We start from the raw sequence: 14368 nt of genomic DNA, 5'->3' as shown, positions 1-14368 counted from the left end.
GCCCCATCCTACAGGTCCCGCGGAGGCTGTCCCCACGAACGCGAAAGGCCGGCCCCGCGTCGAAGCGGGACCGGCCTTCCCCTGCGGCTCGGCGGTGACGCCGGTCAGGCGCTCACTCGACCGGACGCACCTGGACCTCCATCACGGTCTCGCTCGGGTTCACCGACAGCACCTCGATGATGGTGCCCGTCTTCGGGACCTTCACGCCGCCGTACGGCTGCGAGGCGTACCAGAACTCGTTCGTGTCGTTGAACACCGGCACCGCGGGCTGCGAGGGGTAGTCGTTGCGCGGGAAGCCGTTGGGCTTGAGCGACAGCGGGAAGCTGGGGTCCAGACCGAACGTCGCGTCGTGCGTCTGCACGCGGCCGGACCAGTAGCGGCCGTCGCTGCGCTGCAGGGGCTGCGGGCGGGCGTCGATGGGCAGGATGCGGCCCGCGCCCGGGTGCTGCGACACGTTGTTGTTCAGCTGCGACGTGTCCCAGTAGGTGACGAGCAGGCCGGGGTTGTAGGAGTAGCGCTCCGCCCAGTTCCCCAGGCCATCCGCGCTGAAGCCGTAGTTGTAGGGACCCGTGGCCAGCCCCTCGTCGTAGCCGCGGAACTGACGCCACTCGGCCAGGTAGTAGTGGTCGTAGAAGGTGTTGGTGCCGTCCGTGGGGAAGAACGTCGACTTGTCCCACCACTTGTGGCCCCACTCGCCGTCGTCACCAAAGACGTAGGTGTTCTTCGCCCACAGCTGCACGAAGTCCACCAGGAAGCCCTTGCCGAACTCCGCCCCGTCCGTCTTGTAGCGGATCTTCACGGTGACGGTCTTGCCCGCGTAGGCGGACAGGTCGAACTCCAGCGGGACCCACCCGGCCGACTTGCCGGTAATGCCGTTGCCCAGGTTGTTGCCGAAGGGGTTCGTGTTGCGGCTGACCGCGCTGGGCAGGTTCACGAACGGGCCCCCCTCCACGGAGAGCGCGACGTAGCCGTAGTCCCAGTCCTCCTCGATGTCGAACCAGGTCTGGAAGGAGAAGGTGATGGGCTTCTTGTTGGGCAGCTTCACCGTCTTCTCCAGCACGCGGTCCAGGTTGTTGCCCTGGCCGCCCTGCCACATGCCCTGGCCCTCCCACGGCGCGGTGGTGGGCTGCGCGACGGGCTTGCCGGGCAGCTTCACCACGAGCGCCTGCTTCGCGTTCGCCGAGGTGAACTCCGCGGGGCCCAGGTTGTGGTACGAGTACAGGCCCGCCGCCGTGCTGGCGTAGTCCAGCCAGCCCAGCTGAAGCTTGTCCCAGGCGAAGAAGTCACCCGGACGGCTGCCGATGTCCGTGGTGCCGTCGTTCAGGTACGAGCCGGACGACATGATGGTCCAGAAGCCCGTCCCGTTGTCCGCCGCGTTCGTCGTGTCGTAGTGGTCCGGCAGGCCCAGGTCGTGGCCGAACTCGTGCGCGAACACGCCCAGCCCGCCGTTCTCCGGCTGGATGGTGTAGTCGCCCACCCACTTGTCCACGCCCGGCCCGAAGCGCGCGCCGCCGTTCGGGTTCCACGCGGGGCCGGCGCCATCCGGGCCCAGGCCCGTGCTGTACGCGAACCAGCGGTGGCTCCACACGGCGTTGGGGCCCTGCGCGCCGCCGCCGACCTCCTCACCCATGCCGGCGTGGACGATCTGGAAGTGGTCGATGTAGCCGTCCGGCTCGTTGAAGTCGCCGTCGCCGTCGTAGTCGTACCGGTCCCACGTGTCGAACGTGTCCAGGTACGCCTTGATCTCCGCGGGCGTCTTGCCGGCGGCCAGCTGATCATTCGTCCACACCTTGATGGCGTCGCTGATGAGCGGCCACACGGAGTTGGAGCAGTTGGAGCTGCCGCACAGGTTGTTGCCGTAGCGGGCGGAGTTGTACGGCACCTTCACCCACTCGGACACCGTGCCGGACACGGTGTAGCGGCCGGACGACGCGGCCTTGTAGTAGTTCGCCACCGAGTCCGCGCCCGGCGTCGTGTCGAAGTAGAGCTTCTCGAAGTGCTCGCGGTTGTAGTCCGGCTGCCAGATGGTGGTGTTGTTCACCGCGCGGTCCGGGGCCGGAATCTGGTTGTGCAGCGGGCCGGGGATGTTGCCGCCCGGGTTGGTGGCGGGGTTGCCGAACACCGGGTGGATCTGCGTGCCGTACTCCACCAGGATGACGAAGATGCGGTCCGTGCGCTCCAGCCCGAGCTCCACGAACTTGCCGTTCGCCAGCTTCTGCACCTTGCCGGGCTGACCGCGACCCTCCAGCCGCTCCCTCAGCGCCTGCGCCTTCAGCTCCTTCTGCTGCTCGCCCAGACGGTGGGGCAGGTCATCCGTGATGTCCTGGACCACCGACGAAGAGCGCAGCCCCGCCGACTTCTGGGTCGGGGCGATGTCCGGTTGCGGCTTCTCGTACCACGCACGCTCCGCGTAGGCGGATGGCGCGGCGAGTGCGAGCAGGCCAATGGCCAGCCAAGACGGGTTTTTCCGCATTGCCACTCCTTGGGGTCTGGTCAGACATCCCGGTGGGGTCCGGGAAGGCCCAGTTTCTAATGGAAGCCCTGCCCTTTTGGGAAGACCGGGTGGTTAAATTTTTCCTGCAAGGACGGAGTGGGTCATCCGTCGGCTGGCGGGCGAAAATTCAAGAATGGGTAGGAGGGGGCCGGGGGCGAGGGACTACGGTTCCGGTCCGTTATGGCGCGTTCACGTCCCGTGGATCCCCCGCTGCGGCGGGATGTCCGGCTCTTGGGCCGGCTCTTGGGTGAGGTGCTGGTGGAGCAGGAGGGCCAGGCCCTCTTCGACAAGGAGGAGGAGGTCCGCCAGCTGGCCATCCAGCGTCGGCGGGGGCCGGTGGCCGGACGACGCGCCGCGGCGGCGGAGCTGGCGGCGGTTTTGCGGCGGCTGCCGTCGGAGCAGGTGGAGCCGGTGCTGCGCGCCTTCTCCGTCTACTTCCAGCTGGTGAACCTGGCGGAGCAGCACCACCGCATCCGCCGCGCGCGGGCCCACGCGAGCCCCACCGCCACCCGGCCGCAGAAGGGGTCGTTGGAGGCCACACTGCTGACGCTGAAGGCCGCGGGCGTGAGCGCTGACAAGGTGCGTGAAGCGCTGGGGACGCTGAAGGTGACGCTCACGTTCACCGCGCACCCGACCCAGGCGGTGCGGCGCACGCTCTTGGAGAAGCTCTACCGGCTGGCGCAGCTGCTGGAGGAGCGCGACCGGTGCTCGCTCACGCCGCGCGAGGCCGCCGCGAACCTCACCGCGATGCGCGAGGAGATCACCGCGCTCTGGCAGACGGACGAACTGCGCCGCGCGCGCCCCACCGTGGGCGACGAGGTGAAGAACGTCCACTGGTACGTGGAGGAGATGCTGGCGGAGCCGGTGGCCCGGCTGCCGGAGGCGCTGGACTGGGCCTTCGAGCGCGCCTACGGCGAGCCCCTGGGCGCGCTGGACACGCCCGTGCGCGTGCACTCGTGGGTGGGCGGCGACATGGACGGCAACCCGCTGGTGACGCCGGAGGTGTTCGCGGACACGCTGCGCGCGCACCGCGCCCGGGGCCTGCGGTTGCTCTTGCGCGACGTGGAGCGGCTGGGCGGGATGCTGTCCCAGTCGGAGCGGCACGCGCGCCCCACCCAGGAGCTGGAGCGCTCCCTGGAGGAGGACGCGAAGGCGCTGCCGGACGTGGCGAAGCAGCAGGGCCCGCGCACGCTGGGCGAGCCGTGGCGCCGCAAGCTGCGCTTCATGGAGGAGCGGCTGACGCTGGCGCTGGAGCACGTGCTGGCGCGGCGAGAGGGGAGGGCGTCCACGCTGTCACCCGGGGCCTACCGCTCGCCGGAGGCGCTGCTGGAGGACCTGGCGGTGCTGGAGCGGTCGCTCTTCGCGGCGCGCGCGGAGCACGCGGGCCTGCGGGAGGTGCGCCGCATGTCCGAGCGCGTCCGCGCGCTGGGCCTGGGCCTGGGGGAGCTGGAGGTGCGCGCGCCCGCGGAGGACGCGGTGAGCGCGGCGGCGTCGTTTGACGGCGGCCCGGCCCCCACGGAGGGCGGGAAGCGGCTCTTGGAGGTGCTGGCGAAGCTGCGCGAAGGGCAGGACGAGGGCGGCGAGTCCGTCTGCCGCACGCTCATCCTCTCCATGGCCTCCACCGCGGAGGACGTGCTGGCCGCCTTCCGGTGCCTGAAGCACGCGGGGCTCTGGGACGAGGAGAGGCAGTGCGCCACCGTGGACGTGGCGCCGCTCTTCGAGCAGCTGGGCGCGCTGGATGGCGGGCCGGACGTGCTGCGCCAGCTCTTCGCCCACCCCGGGTACCGCCAGCACCTGAAGAGCCGCGGGGTGCAGGAGGTGATGGTGGGCTACAGCGACTCCGGCAAGGAGGTGGGCCTGCTCGCCGCGAGCGCCGCGCTGTACCGCGCCCAGGTGGCGCTCACGCAGGTGGCGGACGAGCACGACGTGCCCCTGCGCCTGTTCCACGGCCGCGGGGAGACGGTGGCGCGCGGCGGCGGCCCCGCGCAGACGGCCATCCTCGCGCTGCCGCCGGGCACCGTGGCCGGCGCCTACAAGGCCACCGAACAGGGCGAGGCGATGGACCACAAGTACGCGCGCCCGGAGCTCACCCAGCGCACGCTGGAGCTGGTGGTGGGCGGCGTGCTCCTGCACACGCTGGACGCGCAGCCGCGCCCGTCTCCGGAGGACGAGTCCACCTTCCGCGGCGCCTTCGACACGCTGGCGGAGGCCGGGCGCAAGGCGTACCGCGCGCTCGTCTGGGAGGACCCGCGCTTCGTGGAGTTCTTCATGCAGGGCACGCCGGTGGAGGAGATCTCCGCGCTGCCCATCGGCTCGCGCCCCAGCAAGCGCAAGGCGGGCGGACTGGAGACGCTGCGCGCCATCCCGTGGAGCTTCGCCTGGACGCAGACGCGCGCCATCCTCCCGGCCTGGTACGGCGTGGGCAGCGCGCTGGAGGAGTACGCGGCCACGCCCGGGGGCGCGGCGCTCCTGCAGCGCATGTACAAGGAGTGGCCCTTCTTCCACGCGGTCATCGACAACGTGACCATGGTGCTGGCCAAGACGGACATGGCCATCGCGGCGCGCTACGCGAAGCTCGCCCCCGCGTCCACGCGGCCCCTGTGGCTGCGCATCCAGCAGGAGCACTCGCGCACGCGCCGCGCGGTGAAGTCGCTCACCGGGGAGGCGAAGCTGCTCGACAACAACCCGCAGCTGCAGCGGAGCATCGCGCTGCGCAACCCCTACGTGGACCCCATGTCCTTCCTCCAGGTGGAGCTGCTCAAGCGCAAGCGGGACGGGGACGGCGAGTGCGACCGGCCGCTCCTGCTGGCGCTCAACGGCATCGCTGCGGGCATGCGGAACACCGGTTAGAGAAGGCACCATGGCCCAGGAGACGTTCGTCGTGGAGGAGACCAACCCCAAGCACGGCTTCGCGCGCGTGCGCCCGGAAGAGGGGCAGGGGGTGTTCCATACCGCCCTCTATCCGGATCCGGAGTTCAGCCACGCGCCGCCCTTCCAGCTGCGCAAGGGAGACCGCGTGACGGGCCTGCGCCGGGGCCAGACGGTGTCGGAGGTGTCCTGGCTCAAGCGCGTGGAGCCCCCCTGGGAGGAGGTGGAGCGCGTGGCGGAGCTGCTCGCGCTGCTGGAGCGCTGGGAGATCCGCGTGCCCCACGAGGCCCGCGTCCTGGCGGAGCACGCCTGGCGCGACAGCAAGGAGGATCCGCTGCGCGACGCGCTCCAGACGCAGCTGCCCACCTTCTTCGACCCGGAGGGCGCCCACCCCTTCGAGGACCCCTCGCTGCTGGAGCGGCTGTCCGCCGCCATGCAGCCGTACCTCCCGGGCTTCGCCATCCAGCCGGTGCAGGGCCAGCCCGCGGTGCGCGTGGAGCCCGGCGCCGTGGAGATTGCCGCGGGCGTGGGGAGCTGGGACAAGCCCCAGCCCACCTTCGCCCCGATGATCGCGGAGGTGAACGCGCGGCTCGCCGCAGCCGGTGCCCCCGTGCGCTGGGTGCCCACGCGCGAGGACTGGATGCTCGCGCCGCCGGCACTGGCCGCGCTCCTCCAGAAGCACGGCCTGTTGGAGGCCGCCGCGCCCCCTGCGTGAAGGGGGCCTCCCGCCGCACCGTGTCGGAAGACGGTGGGAGCTCAAAGGTTTGTCTGGTAAAGGACGGAGTCGCCCATGCGCCTTCGTTCCTCGACCTTCCTCCTCGTTGGTCTCATCGCCCTTGTCGGGCCCGCCTGTGCGCCGGAGCCCGAGCGCCGACTGAACGAGGCCGACCTTCCACGGCCCTCGGGACCGCACGTCACCATCGACGGGCACGCGCCGGACACGCACCGGCTGTTCGGCACGGTGGCGACCGACGCGGGCGGGGCCCGGGTGGAGGTGTACGAGGACGGGCGGTTCCTGGGGTACGCGGACCTGGACAGCGGCCGCTGGAGCCTGCCGTGGTGGCCGGGCCGGCGCGCGCTGACCGTGGAGGTGGTGGCGCGCGACAGGCAGGGCGCCGAGGCGCGGGCCCGCGTCGACTTCCAGCACCTGACGTTCGACGCGCAGCCGGGGCTCTATCAGCCGGAGACGCTGCTCGCGCTGCCCACGGCGCCGGGGCTGCGGACGTACTTCACGCAGGACGGCTCCACGCCCACGCGCGAGTCGCCGCGCTACTCAGGCCCCATCGCGCTGCTGCCGCGCTCCGTGCCGCCGGTGCGGTGGTCCTTCATCCCCACGACGGCGCCCTCCGCGGCGGAGGGCACGCGGTGGGTGGAGCCACGGGAGCAACCGCCGCAGGCCGCGGTGATTCGCTACCGGCAGTACGCGGGCACGGAGCCGGTGGGCCCGGTTCGCACGCGCACGTTCATCATCGGGCGGGCGCCGTCCACGCTGCCGGTGCTGTCGCTCGTCACGGACGCGGAGAACTTCTTCGGCCCGGAGAAGGGCATCTACGTGCCGGGCCTCCTGTCCGAGGCCGCGCCCGACGACTGGGAGGCGGCCAACTACCTGCAGGACGGCAAGGACTGGGAGCGCCCCGTCCACGTGGAGTGGTTCGAGGCCTCCGGCGACCGCGTGTTCGACCAGGACGCGGGCGTGCGCATCCACGGCTCCGGCAGCGCGGCGCTGCCGCAGAAGAGCCTGCGGCTGTACGCGAAGGAGGACTACGGCCCCAAGACGTTCGCGGGGGCGGTGTTCCCCGGCTCCCCGGTGACGGAGTTCACGCGGCTGCTGGTGCGCACGTCCGGGCAGGATCAGGGCGCCACCAAGCTGCGCGACTGCATGCTGCAGGGCCTCCTGGCCGAGACCCGGCTGGCGATCCAGGCCTGCCGCCCCACGCTGGTGTTCATCAACGGCGAGTACTGGGGCCTGCACGAAATGCGTGAGCGCCTGGACGAGTACTACCTGGCCTCCCACTACGGCGTGGACCGCAAGAAGGCCGTCATCCTGGAGCGCTTTGGGCTCGTGAGCGTGGGAGAGACCGAGGACGCGCAGCCCTACCAGGACCTCCTCGCCTACGTGGCGGCGCACGACCTGTCGGTGCCGGAGCACTACGCCTGGGTGCGCGAGCGGATGGACGTGGAGGACTTCATCGACTACCAGGTCGCGCAGCTCTACCTGGGCAACGCGGACTGGCCGGACAACAACGTGAAGTTCTGGCGGCTGCGCACGAAGAAGACCGTGCAGGACGCGCCCTACGGCCAGGACGGCCGTTGGCGCTGGCTCGTGTATGACCTGGACGCCGCCCTGAGCCAGGGCCCGGACTTCGACAGCCTGGGGCGCGTGCTGAACGACCCGCCGGAGGTGCCGGCCTGGTCCACCCAGCTTCTGCGGGCGCTGCTCCAGTCGCCGGAGTTCAAGGCCCGCTTCATCGAGCGCTTCCTCTGGCACATCGAGCACACCTTCGCGGCCGAGCGGGTGCTCCCGGCCCTGGACGCGGCGGTGGAGGGGCTGGAGCCGGAGATGCCCGGCCAGGTCGCCCGCTGGAGCCAGCCGGCCTCGATGGAGGCCTGGCGCGGGCACCTGCATGACTTCCGGGAGAGGCTGCGTCTGCGGCCGGCGTCCATGCGCCAGCTGCTGGAGAAGTACCTGGGGCCGCTGTCTCCGCGCGACCCCGAGGAGGGCGTCCTTCAGTAGCCGTAGCTGCCGCTGCGCACGTCCACGAGGCGGCCGTCGCGGAAGATGGCCACCTGCATCAGCCGGTGGGGACCGAAGTTGTAGGTCCACTCCTCCACCGTCGTGGACGTCGTGACCTCCGTGGAGGCCTCCTCGCGCTCCGAGTGGCCGCGGCCCGTGCTCACCTTGCTCTTGTTGGTCACGTACTCGGTCTTGCTCTGCCTCGTCACGGGCTCGCCGCACTTGGCCAGCGCGTCCGCCTGCGAGGCGCCCTCGGACACCAGCTTGTTGTCACAGCGCAGCGCAGACGCGTGGGCGAGCGTGGGCAGGGCGAGGCACGCGACGACGAGGGCGGCGGGAAGGGCGCGCATGGGAGGGCTCCGGGGAGTGGGGAAGGTCGGGAATACCGCCTGGACGCAGCGGCCCCGAAGCTATTCAAACCCTGCGAGCGTTTTCCGGACGGCCCGGCGCTACAGGCCCCCCTTCTCCTTGAGGACCCGGACCACCTCGTTCGCCATGACGCGGTGTCCCTCCGCGGAAGGGTGGATGCCGTCCACCTCCAGGCCGTCCTTGAAGAGGTCCGCGTTGCCCGGCTGGCGCATCACCGCCTCCAGGTCGATGACATCCGCGCGCGTCAGGCCGCGGACCCATTCGTTGAACGCGCGGCGCTGGGACTTCACCAGGTCGTAGCTGCCTTCGTTCGTCTTCTCCTTGGGCAGCAGCGTGCTCACCCACAGCCGGCACCTGGGCTGGAGCTGATCCAGGATCTGGGTCATCCGCTGCTCCAGCCTCTCCACCGTCATGTCGGAGGCGCCCAGGTCATTGGTGCCCAGGAGCACGATGCAGTCCGTCACGCCCTGGAGCGCCAGCACCTCCTGCGGCAGTTGGATGTTCGCGTCCCAGAAGCCCTGCCCGGACACGCCCGAGTTCACCACCGGCACGCCCAGCTGCTTCTCCACCAGGGCCGGCCACGCGTTGCGCGTGTCGTTGAAGGTGTCCATGTAGCCCTCGGTGATGCTGTCGCCGATGGCCACGAACGCCCGCCCCGGCGGGCCCTCCACGTCCACCGTGGCCACGCCCAGGGACTTCTGCCACGACGTGCCGCCCAGCGCGCCCTGCGTGGTCGCGTAGGAGCCGGCCTTCATCCAGCTGTCCGGGAACGCGTCGATCATGCTCTGGGCCACGGCGCCCTTCACCTCGAAGGTGAGGGCCAGCTCGTCGCGGAACGCCACCGGGAACGCGACCGGATCCGACGTCACCAGGGTGCGCGCGTTCGCGGTGAAGCCGGCCTGGCCGTTGAACGTGAGCGTCACCGGCGCGGACGCCAGCGCGCCGTTGGCGCCGGCCTTGGCCACGGTGGCCTTCTGCAGCGTCAGCGTGCCGTCCCCCGAACGGAAGGTGACGCGCACGCGGCCGCCCGCGCGTCCCACCGGCACCTTCAGCCGGTAGGTGGTGACGGTCCCCACGTTGTTGGAGAGCCGCAGCGCCTGGTGGAAGCCGGGCTGGAAGCGGGCAGGGGGAGGTGTCGCGGGCGGCGTGGCCTGGACCTGATGCCCGTCATGCAGCGTCAGCGTGGGAGCGGCCTCCACGGAGTCCGTGGGGGCCGGCGCCGTCACTTCCGCGTCCGTGTGGCCAGGCCGCGCCGGCTCGTCCGTCGCGCCGTCGTCCATGCTCCCACAGCCCGCCAGCAGGCCCAGGGCTCCAAAGCAGCCCCAGCGCAGCGCCTTCCTCAGCCCCATACCCACGACCTCCCGGCGCAAGACAATGTGCACGATGTCCACGCGTGGCGACCCGGGGATTCACGGCGCGCGCCAATCGCCGAGAACAGGGGGGCAGGCACGAATGACCCACGGCGCTCCCCACGCGGTGGCGGTCCGGGCCCCAGGAGGACCCGCGCGCGCGCCACCCCGGGAGGGACGCTTCCCCTGGATGGGAAATCCGTTGCTCTACGGGGCGCAGGCGCCCACGCCGCTGTTGTTGTTGATGGCCCGGCAGGTGGCGCCGTTCGCGCAGCCCGGCGAGCCCCCGGCCGTCCGGCACAGCGTGCGGCACGTGCCGTGGCCGTTGGTCATCACGCAGGTGCTGCCCGGTGAACACTGGTTGCTGAACTCGCACGCGGCGCCCTCCGCCAGCGTCCCCTGGCCCGCGCACACCGGGCCGTTGGAGGCCGGGTAGCAGCCCAGCGGGCTCTCGCAGTCCTGCGCGAACGGATCACAGCGCGCGGACGCGGGGCCGCACACCAGCGGCAGCTCGCGCGTGCCGGGCAGCCGCAGCACGGTGTTGCACTCGCCGGAGCCGCAGTCGCTCGTCGCGTGGCACAGCTTGCGGCAGAAGAAGGCCGCGCCGCCGTCGGCCTGCGACTCGTCCTTGCAGTAGAGGCCGGCCGCGCACGTGTCATAGGTCTGGCCCGGAGGCGAGTTGGCCAGGAGGCACGGCGCTCCTTCCGTGGCGGTGCCCGCCGCGACGCACTGGCGCTCGGTGCTTCCGCCGTCCAACCCCACGTAGGTGCAGCGCTGCCCGGACGGGCAGTCCTGGCGGACCACGTCGCAAGCGCCCGCGAAGCACTGGCTGCCCGTGCCTCCATCCGCCAGGTCCGTGTACAGGCAGTCCTGTCCCGCCGCGCAGCCCTCCTGCCTCGGGACGTTGCACGCGAAGTCGGATTTTCCGCCGCCGCCATCGCCAGCGTCGACAGTCCCGGAATCTCCGGCATCCGCGCCCGAATCCAGGGTCGTTCCCCCATCCGTTGGCGGTTGGACGGTCTTTCCGTCATCGCAGCCCGCCACCCACAGCCCCAGCATCAGGGCCCCACCCAACAACACGAGACGTGCACTCATCCGGAAACTCCTGGCATCAAATTGGCCTTGGACTTACACGAGCGTTTCCGTTGTCCGGGGGCTCTTGAACCGGGCCTGGAAACCAGCCGACACTTCGGGTCCGAGAACCGAGGGGGTCAGGGTGCGCATGAATACGAAGTTGGATGGGCCGGTGGAGCCAGACCCGTACATGAACCGTCGCGCCGACGAGCGCGTGGCGGCGCGGTTCGAGGTGCGCTTCGGTCAGGCGGAGGACGCGGCGAGAGCGCTGCGGGCCTACTCGCTGAATCTGTCCGCGGGGGGCCTGTGTCTGCGCACGCGCAAGTCCTACGACGTGGGCGCGCAGGTGCGTCTGGCCATGGTCATCGACGGGGAGGAGTTCCACCTCACGGGCATCGTCGCCTGGGTGCGCGACGAGGCGGAGGCCATCGGCGTGCGCTTCACCGACGTGAGCGAAGAGGACCACGAGCGCCTGCGCCGCGTCGTCGCGAGCTTCAAGCGCTGAGTCTTCCGAAGCACCTTCTTCCGCGGAGGCGCCCGGCCGGGATGCCGGGCCCTCGCGGCGGACCCTTCCGCTACCGCTGGGGCTCGTACTCCGCGTGGCGGAACACCCCGGAGTCACCTTCCACGTAGCCGCACGCCCGGTAGAAGGCGCGCGTCTCCTCGGTGACGTTGATGGGGGCGATGAGCTGCAGCTGCTTCACGCTCAGCACCTTGCCCCGCTGCGCCACCTGCGCGAGCAGCGCGCGGCCCACGCCCCGGCGGCGCCAGCCCTCGGACACGACGAGCTCGTCCACCGTGGCCACGCGCCCGCGCAGCCGCAGCTGCGGCCGGTGGGAGAAGGACACCATCCCCACCGCGCGGTCCTGCGGATCTCCCGCGACGAAGATTTCAATCTCTGGATGGCTGATGACCCAGTGCACCGTCTGCTGATCGGTGCCCTGGGGGTAGCCCAGCTCTCGCAGCAGCTGGGCCATGACCTCGGCGTCGCCGCGACGCGCGCGGCGGATCCGGAAGGCGTTGGCGTCTGGGGCGGGGGTCATGGTGCGTACGATGGGCTGGGACACGGAAGTTGCGATTCTAACGACTGGGCCGCCGGCCTCCAAAGAGGAACGGCGGCCCCCGTGGCTTTCTACGGTGTGGGTGGAACGCCGCGCGTTACGGCTGCTCGCGGCACAGCGTGCGCAGGGCGGTGGTGATGTCGTTCTGCTGCGGCACGGACGCCATCTCCAGCGCGTCCGCCAGGCCGATGCCCGGGACGAACTTGCCGGCCACCAGCCGCGGCGGCGCGAGCAGCGAGTAGAACAGCTCCTCCACGGTGCGCCGGACCAGGTGCTCGCCGAAGTTCGTCACCTCGGTGTCCTCGTTGACGAAGAGCACGCGGCCCGTCTTCTGGACGGAGGCCTTGATCATCTCCCAGTCGTACGGCCAGAGCGAGCGCATGTCGATGACCTCCACGCTCAGGCCTTCTTCCGCCAGCTGCGAGGCGGCCTTGATGCACAGGGGCATGGTGCGGCCGTAGCTCACCACCGTGGCCTGGGTGCCCTCGCGCACGAGCTTGCCCTTGCCAATGGGGATGGCGAACGCCTCCAGCGCGGGCCACTGGGGCTTCCACTGTGAGCGGTCCCCCAGGGGCGCGTCGATCATCTTCGACAGCGCGCGGTCGTCCTCGGGCTCGCCCGGGATGCGCTCGTCGCCCTTCACGCGCAGCAGCGCCTTGGGCTCCAGGAACATGACCGGGTTGGGGTCCTGGCACGCGGAGATGAGCAGGCCGTACGCGTCCAGCGGCGTGGAGGGCATCACCACCTTCCAGCCGGGGATGTGCGTCATCGTCGCGTCGAAGGAATGCGAGTGGTACAGCGACCCGCGGATGCCGCTGCCCACGGGCGTGCGCACCACCATGGGCAGCGCCCAGTCACCGTTGGTGGACCAGTGCGTGTTGCCCGCCAGCTTGAGCAGGTCGATGGTGTTGTAGATGTAGTCGCAGAACTGGATCTCCGCGACGGGGCGGTTGCCCGCCATCGCCAGGCCCATGGCCGCGCCGATGATGCCGCGCTCGTCCAGGGGGCTGTTCCACGCCGTCTTCAGGCCCTGGGTGCAGGTGAAGACGCCGCCCAGGGGGGCGCCCACGTCCTCGCCGAAGATGTCGGTGACGCCCAGATGCTCTTCCGCGTAGTGCAGGGCCATGCGGATGGCCTGTGCCATGTTCGCCATGGTTATTTCTTCTCCGCGTAGATGTGGTCCCAGATGGAGTCGCCGGAGGGCTGCGGCTCGTCGCGCACGGTGCGCGCCGCGGCGGCCAGCTCCTCCGTGTAGCGGTTGCGCGCCTCGTCCATCTGCTTGCGGTCGAGGATGCCTTCCTGCTCCAGCCGCGCCTCGAACAGGCGCAGGCAGTCCTGCTCCTCGTTCACGAAGTTGGCGCCGGACGCGGACGAGTGCCCGTACAGGCGCGACACCCGAGCCTCGATGAAGAACGGCTTGCGCTCCTTGCGCACGTAGTCCATCGCGGCCTGGAGCTCCTGGTAGGACTCCACCGGATCATTGCCGTTGATGGTCTTCGCCGGGATGTTGAAGGCGCGCGCGCGGTCGCTGATGTTCGTCTCGCCGTGCTGGCCGTCCGCCGTGGTGCTGATGCCCCACTTGTTGTTGGTGACGATGATCAGGATGGGCAGCGGGTTGGCGGGGCGGCTGCTCCAGACGAGGCAGCTGGCGAAATCGCCCTCGGCCGTGCCCGCGTCGCCGCCGGTGACGATGGTGATGCCGTCGCCGCCGTGGCGCTTCTGGGCCATGGCCGAGCCCGGCGCGATGGCGTACTGCACCTCGATGGGGGAGGTGATGGGCGCGATGTTCTTCGAGCGCCGGCTGAAGTGGCCCGCGAAGTTGCGGCCGCCGGAGTAGGGGTCCGTCGCCGTGTTCTTCATCTGCCGCAGCGCCCCGATGGGCTCCTCGCCCATGGCCAGCAGCGTGGCGGACTGGCGGTAGTGCGCGTGCAGGTAGTCGTAGGCCGGGCCCTCGCCGACCTTCATCAGCAGGCCGAGAGGGACGTTGAACGCCTCCTCACCGGGACCGCCGATCCAGAAGTAGCCGTGACCCTGTTTGTACATCTGGATCAGGCGCTCCTCCAGGACGCGCGCCTTCACCATCAGGTCATGGATGCGGATGAGCTGCTCTCGGGGCAGGGAGAGCGGCGCGGAGTTCTCTTTGATCAACCGGGGCCGTGACACGGGCGGAGGACCTCGAAGGGGAAAGGAAAGGGACGGCCCCTATACTCCGAACGGAGCCTCCCGGCTCAAGAACCCTGATGTCACGGGCGTTTGCCACCGCCATTTGGGCCCCGGGTGGCGCGACGCGGCAATGAGCGCAACTCATTCATGGCGCGCGACACGCTGCTTCCCGGGCCTGGGGAGGGCCCCTCCCGGCCCGGGGGAGCGCACGGCCGTTGGGAGGGCGGGGGAGGGGGCGCCCGCTGGGAATAGCCCG

The 14368-nt window shown here is 70.6% G+C and carries 11 protein-coding genes; 4 read left to right on the top strand and 7 right to left on the bottom strand.

Going from position 1 to position 14368, the window contains the following annotated elements:
- Window positions 1-112: 112 nt before the first annotated feature.
- The gene (locus KYK13_RS23235; protein WP_223633396.1) at window positions 113-2473 is read right to left on the bottom strand and encodes an immune inhibitor A domain-containing protein; all 2361 of its coding nucleotides are present in this window, start codon (window positions 2471-2473) and stop codon (window positions 113-115) included.
- A 201-nt stretch (window positions 2474-2674) separates the two neighbouring features.
- On the opposite strand from KYK13_RS23235, the gene KYK13_RS23230 reads away from it, so the two are divergent.
- From KYK13_RS23230 to KYK13_RS23220, 3 genes are all read left to right on the top strand, one after another.
- On the top strand, window positions 2675-5344 hold the full coding sequence (locus tag KYK13_RS23230) for a phosphoenolpyruvate carboxylase (protein ID WP_223633393.1): 2670 nt from the start codon (window positions 2675-2677) through the stop codon (window positions 5342-5344).
- Between the two features lie 10 nt (window positions 5345-5354).
- Window positions 5355-6077 carry a hypothetical protein gene (locus KYK13_RS23225; protein ID WP_223633390.1) on the top strand — a complete coding sequence of 241 codons (723 nt, stop codon included), beginning with the start codon at window positions 5355-5357 and terminating at the stop codon, window positions 6075-6077.
- A gap of 75 nt (window positions 6078-6152) precedes the next feature.
- The gene (locus tag KYK13_RS23220) at window positions 6153-8096 is read left to right on the top strand and encodes a CotH kinase family protein (RefSeq protein ID WP_223633387.1); all 1944 of its coding nucleotides are present in this window, start codon (window positions 6153-6155) and stop codon (window positions 8094-8096) included.
- Here the strand turns inward: KYK13_RS23220 and KYK13_RS23215 are convergent.
- The 3 genes from KYK13_RS23215 to KYK13_RS23205 form a co-directional block, all read right to left on the bottom strand.
- A complete protein-coding gene (locus KYK13_RS23215; protein ID WP_223633384.1) occupies window positions 8090-8446 on the bottom strand; it encodes a DUF2845 domain-containing protein in 357 nt (118 codons plus the stop codon). The two genes, KYK13_RS23220 and KYK13_RS23215, sit on opposite strands and share 7 nt — an antisense overlap.
- A gap of 99 nt (window positions 8447-8545) precedes the next feature.
- Window positions 8546-9814 (bottom strand): SGNH/GDSL hydrolase family protein, encoded by a 1269-nt coding sequence (locus KYK13_RS23210; RefSeq protein WP_223633382.1) that lies wholly within the window; start codon window positions 9812-9814, stop codon window positions 8546-8548.
- Window positions 9815-10021: 207 nt separating this feature from the next.
- The gene (locus KYK13_RS23205; protein WP_223633379.1) at window positions 10022-10909 is read right to left on the bottom strand and encodes a hypothetical protein; all 888 of its coding nucleotides are present in this window, start codon (window positions 10907-10909) and stop codon (window positions 10022-10024) included.
- A gap of 127 nt (window positions 10910-11036) precedes the next feature.
- Here KYK13_RS23205 and KYK13_RS23200 point away from each other — a divergent pair, with 127 nt between their 5' ends.
- Window positions 11037-11393, top strand: a complete 357-nt coding sequence (locus KYK13_RS23200) for a TIGR02266 family protein (protein ID WP_223633376.1) — start codon at window positions 11037-11039, stop codon at window positions 11391-11393.
- A 70-nt stretch (window positions 11394-11463) separates the two neighbouring features.
- Here the strand turns inward: KYK13_RS23200 and KYK13_RS23195 are convergent, their stop codons facing one another.
- From KYK13_RS23195 to KYK13_RS23185, 3 genes are all read right to left on the bottom strand, one after another.
- A complete protein-coding gene (locus KYK13_RS23195) occupies window positions 11464-11931 on the bottom strand; it encodes a GNAT family N-acetyltransferase (protein ID WP_223633374.1) in 468 nt (155 codons plus the stop codon).
- Window positions 11932-12046: 115 nt separating this feature from the next.
- Window positions 12047-13102 (bottom strand): alpha-ketoacid dehydrogenase subunit beta, encoded by a 1056-nt coding sequence (locus KYK13_RS23190; protein ID WP_223633373.1) that lies wholly within the window; start codon window positions 13100-13102, stop codon window positions 12047-12049.
- A 2-nt stretch (window positions 13103-13104) separates the two neighbouring features.
- The gene (locus KYK13_RS23185) at window positions 13105-14112 is read right to left on the bottom strand and encodes a thiamine pyrophosphate-dependent dehydrogenase E1 component subunit alpha (RefSeq protein ID WP_223633371.1); all 1008 of its coding nucleotides are present in this window, start codon (window positions 14110-14112) and stop codon (window positions 13105-13107) included.
- Window positions 14113-14368: the final 256 nt, after the last annotated feature.

Origin of the sequence: Corallococcus sp. EGB (genome assembly GCF_019968905.1) — a bacterium.
In the GTDB taxonomy this organism is placed as follows: domain Bacteria; phylum Myxococcota; class Myxococcia; order Myxococcales; family Myxococcaceae; genus Corallococcus.
This window is presented reverse-complemented; position numbering and strand designations above follow the sequence as displayed.

What these genes read in the sequence shown, in the direction of transcription:
- KYK13_RS23225 (WP_223633390.1), top strand. Translation starts at nt 5,355, where the DNA reads ATGGCCCAGGAGACGTTCGTCGTGGAGGAGACCAACCCCAAGCACGGC.
- KYK13_RS23195 (WP_223633374.1), bottom strand. Translation starts at nt 11,931, where the DNA reads ATGACCCCCGCCCCAGACGCCAACGCCTTCCGGATCCGCCGCGCGCGT.
- KYK13_RS23190 (WP_223633373.1), bottom strand. Translation starts at nt 13,102, where the DNA reads ATGGCGAACATGGCACAGGCCATCCGCATGGCCCTGCACTACGCGGAA.
- KYK13_RS23210 (WP_223633382.1), bottom strand. Translation starts at nt 9,814, where the DNA reads ATGGGGCTGAGGAAGGCGCTGCGCTGGGGCTGCTTTGGAGCCCTGGGC.
- KYK13_RS23230 (WP_223633393.1), top strand. Translation starts at nt 2,675, where the DNA reads ATGGCGCGTTCACGTCCCGTGGATCCCCCGCTGCGGCGGGATGTCCGG.
- KYK13_RS23215 (WP_223633384.1), bottom strand. Translation starts at nt 8,446, where the DNA reads ATGCGCGCCCTTCCCGCCGCCCTCGTCGTCGCGTGCCTCGCCCTGCCC.
- KYK13_RS23220 (WP_223633387.1), top strand. Translation starts at nt 6,153, where the DNA reads ATGCGCCTTCGTTCCTCGACCTTCCTCCTCGTTGGTCTCATCGCCCTT.
- KYK13_RS23205 (WP_223633379.1), bottom strand. Translation starts at nt 10,909, where the DNA reads ATGAGTGCACGTCTCGTGTTGTTGGGTGGGGCCCTGATGCTGGGGCTG.
- KYK13_RS23200 (WP_223633376.1), top strand. Translation starts at nt 11,037, where the DNA reads ATGAATACGAAGTTGGATGGGCCGGTGGAGCCAGACCCGTACATGAAC.
- KYK13_RS23235 (WP_223633396.1), bottom strand. Translation starts at nt 2,473, where the DNA reads ATGCGGAAAAACCCGTCTTGGCTGGCCATTGGCCTGCTCGCACTCGCC.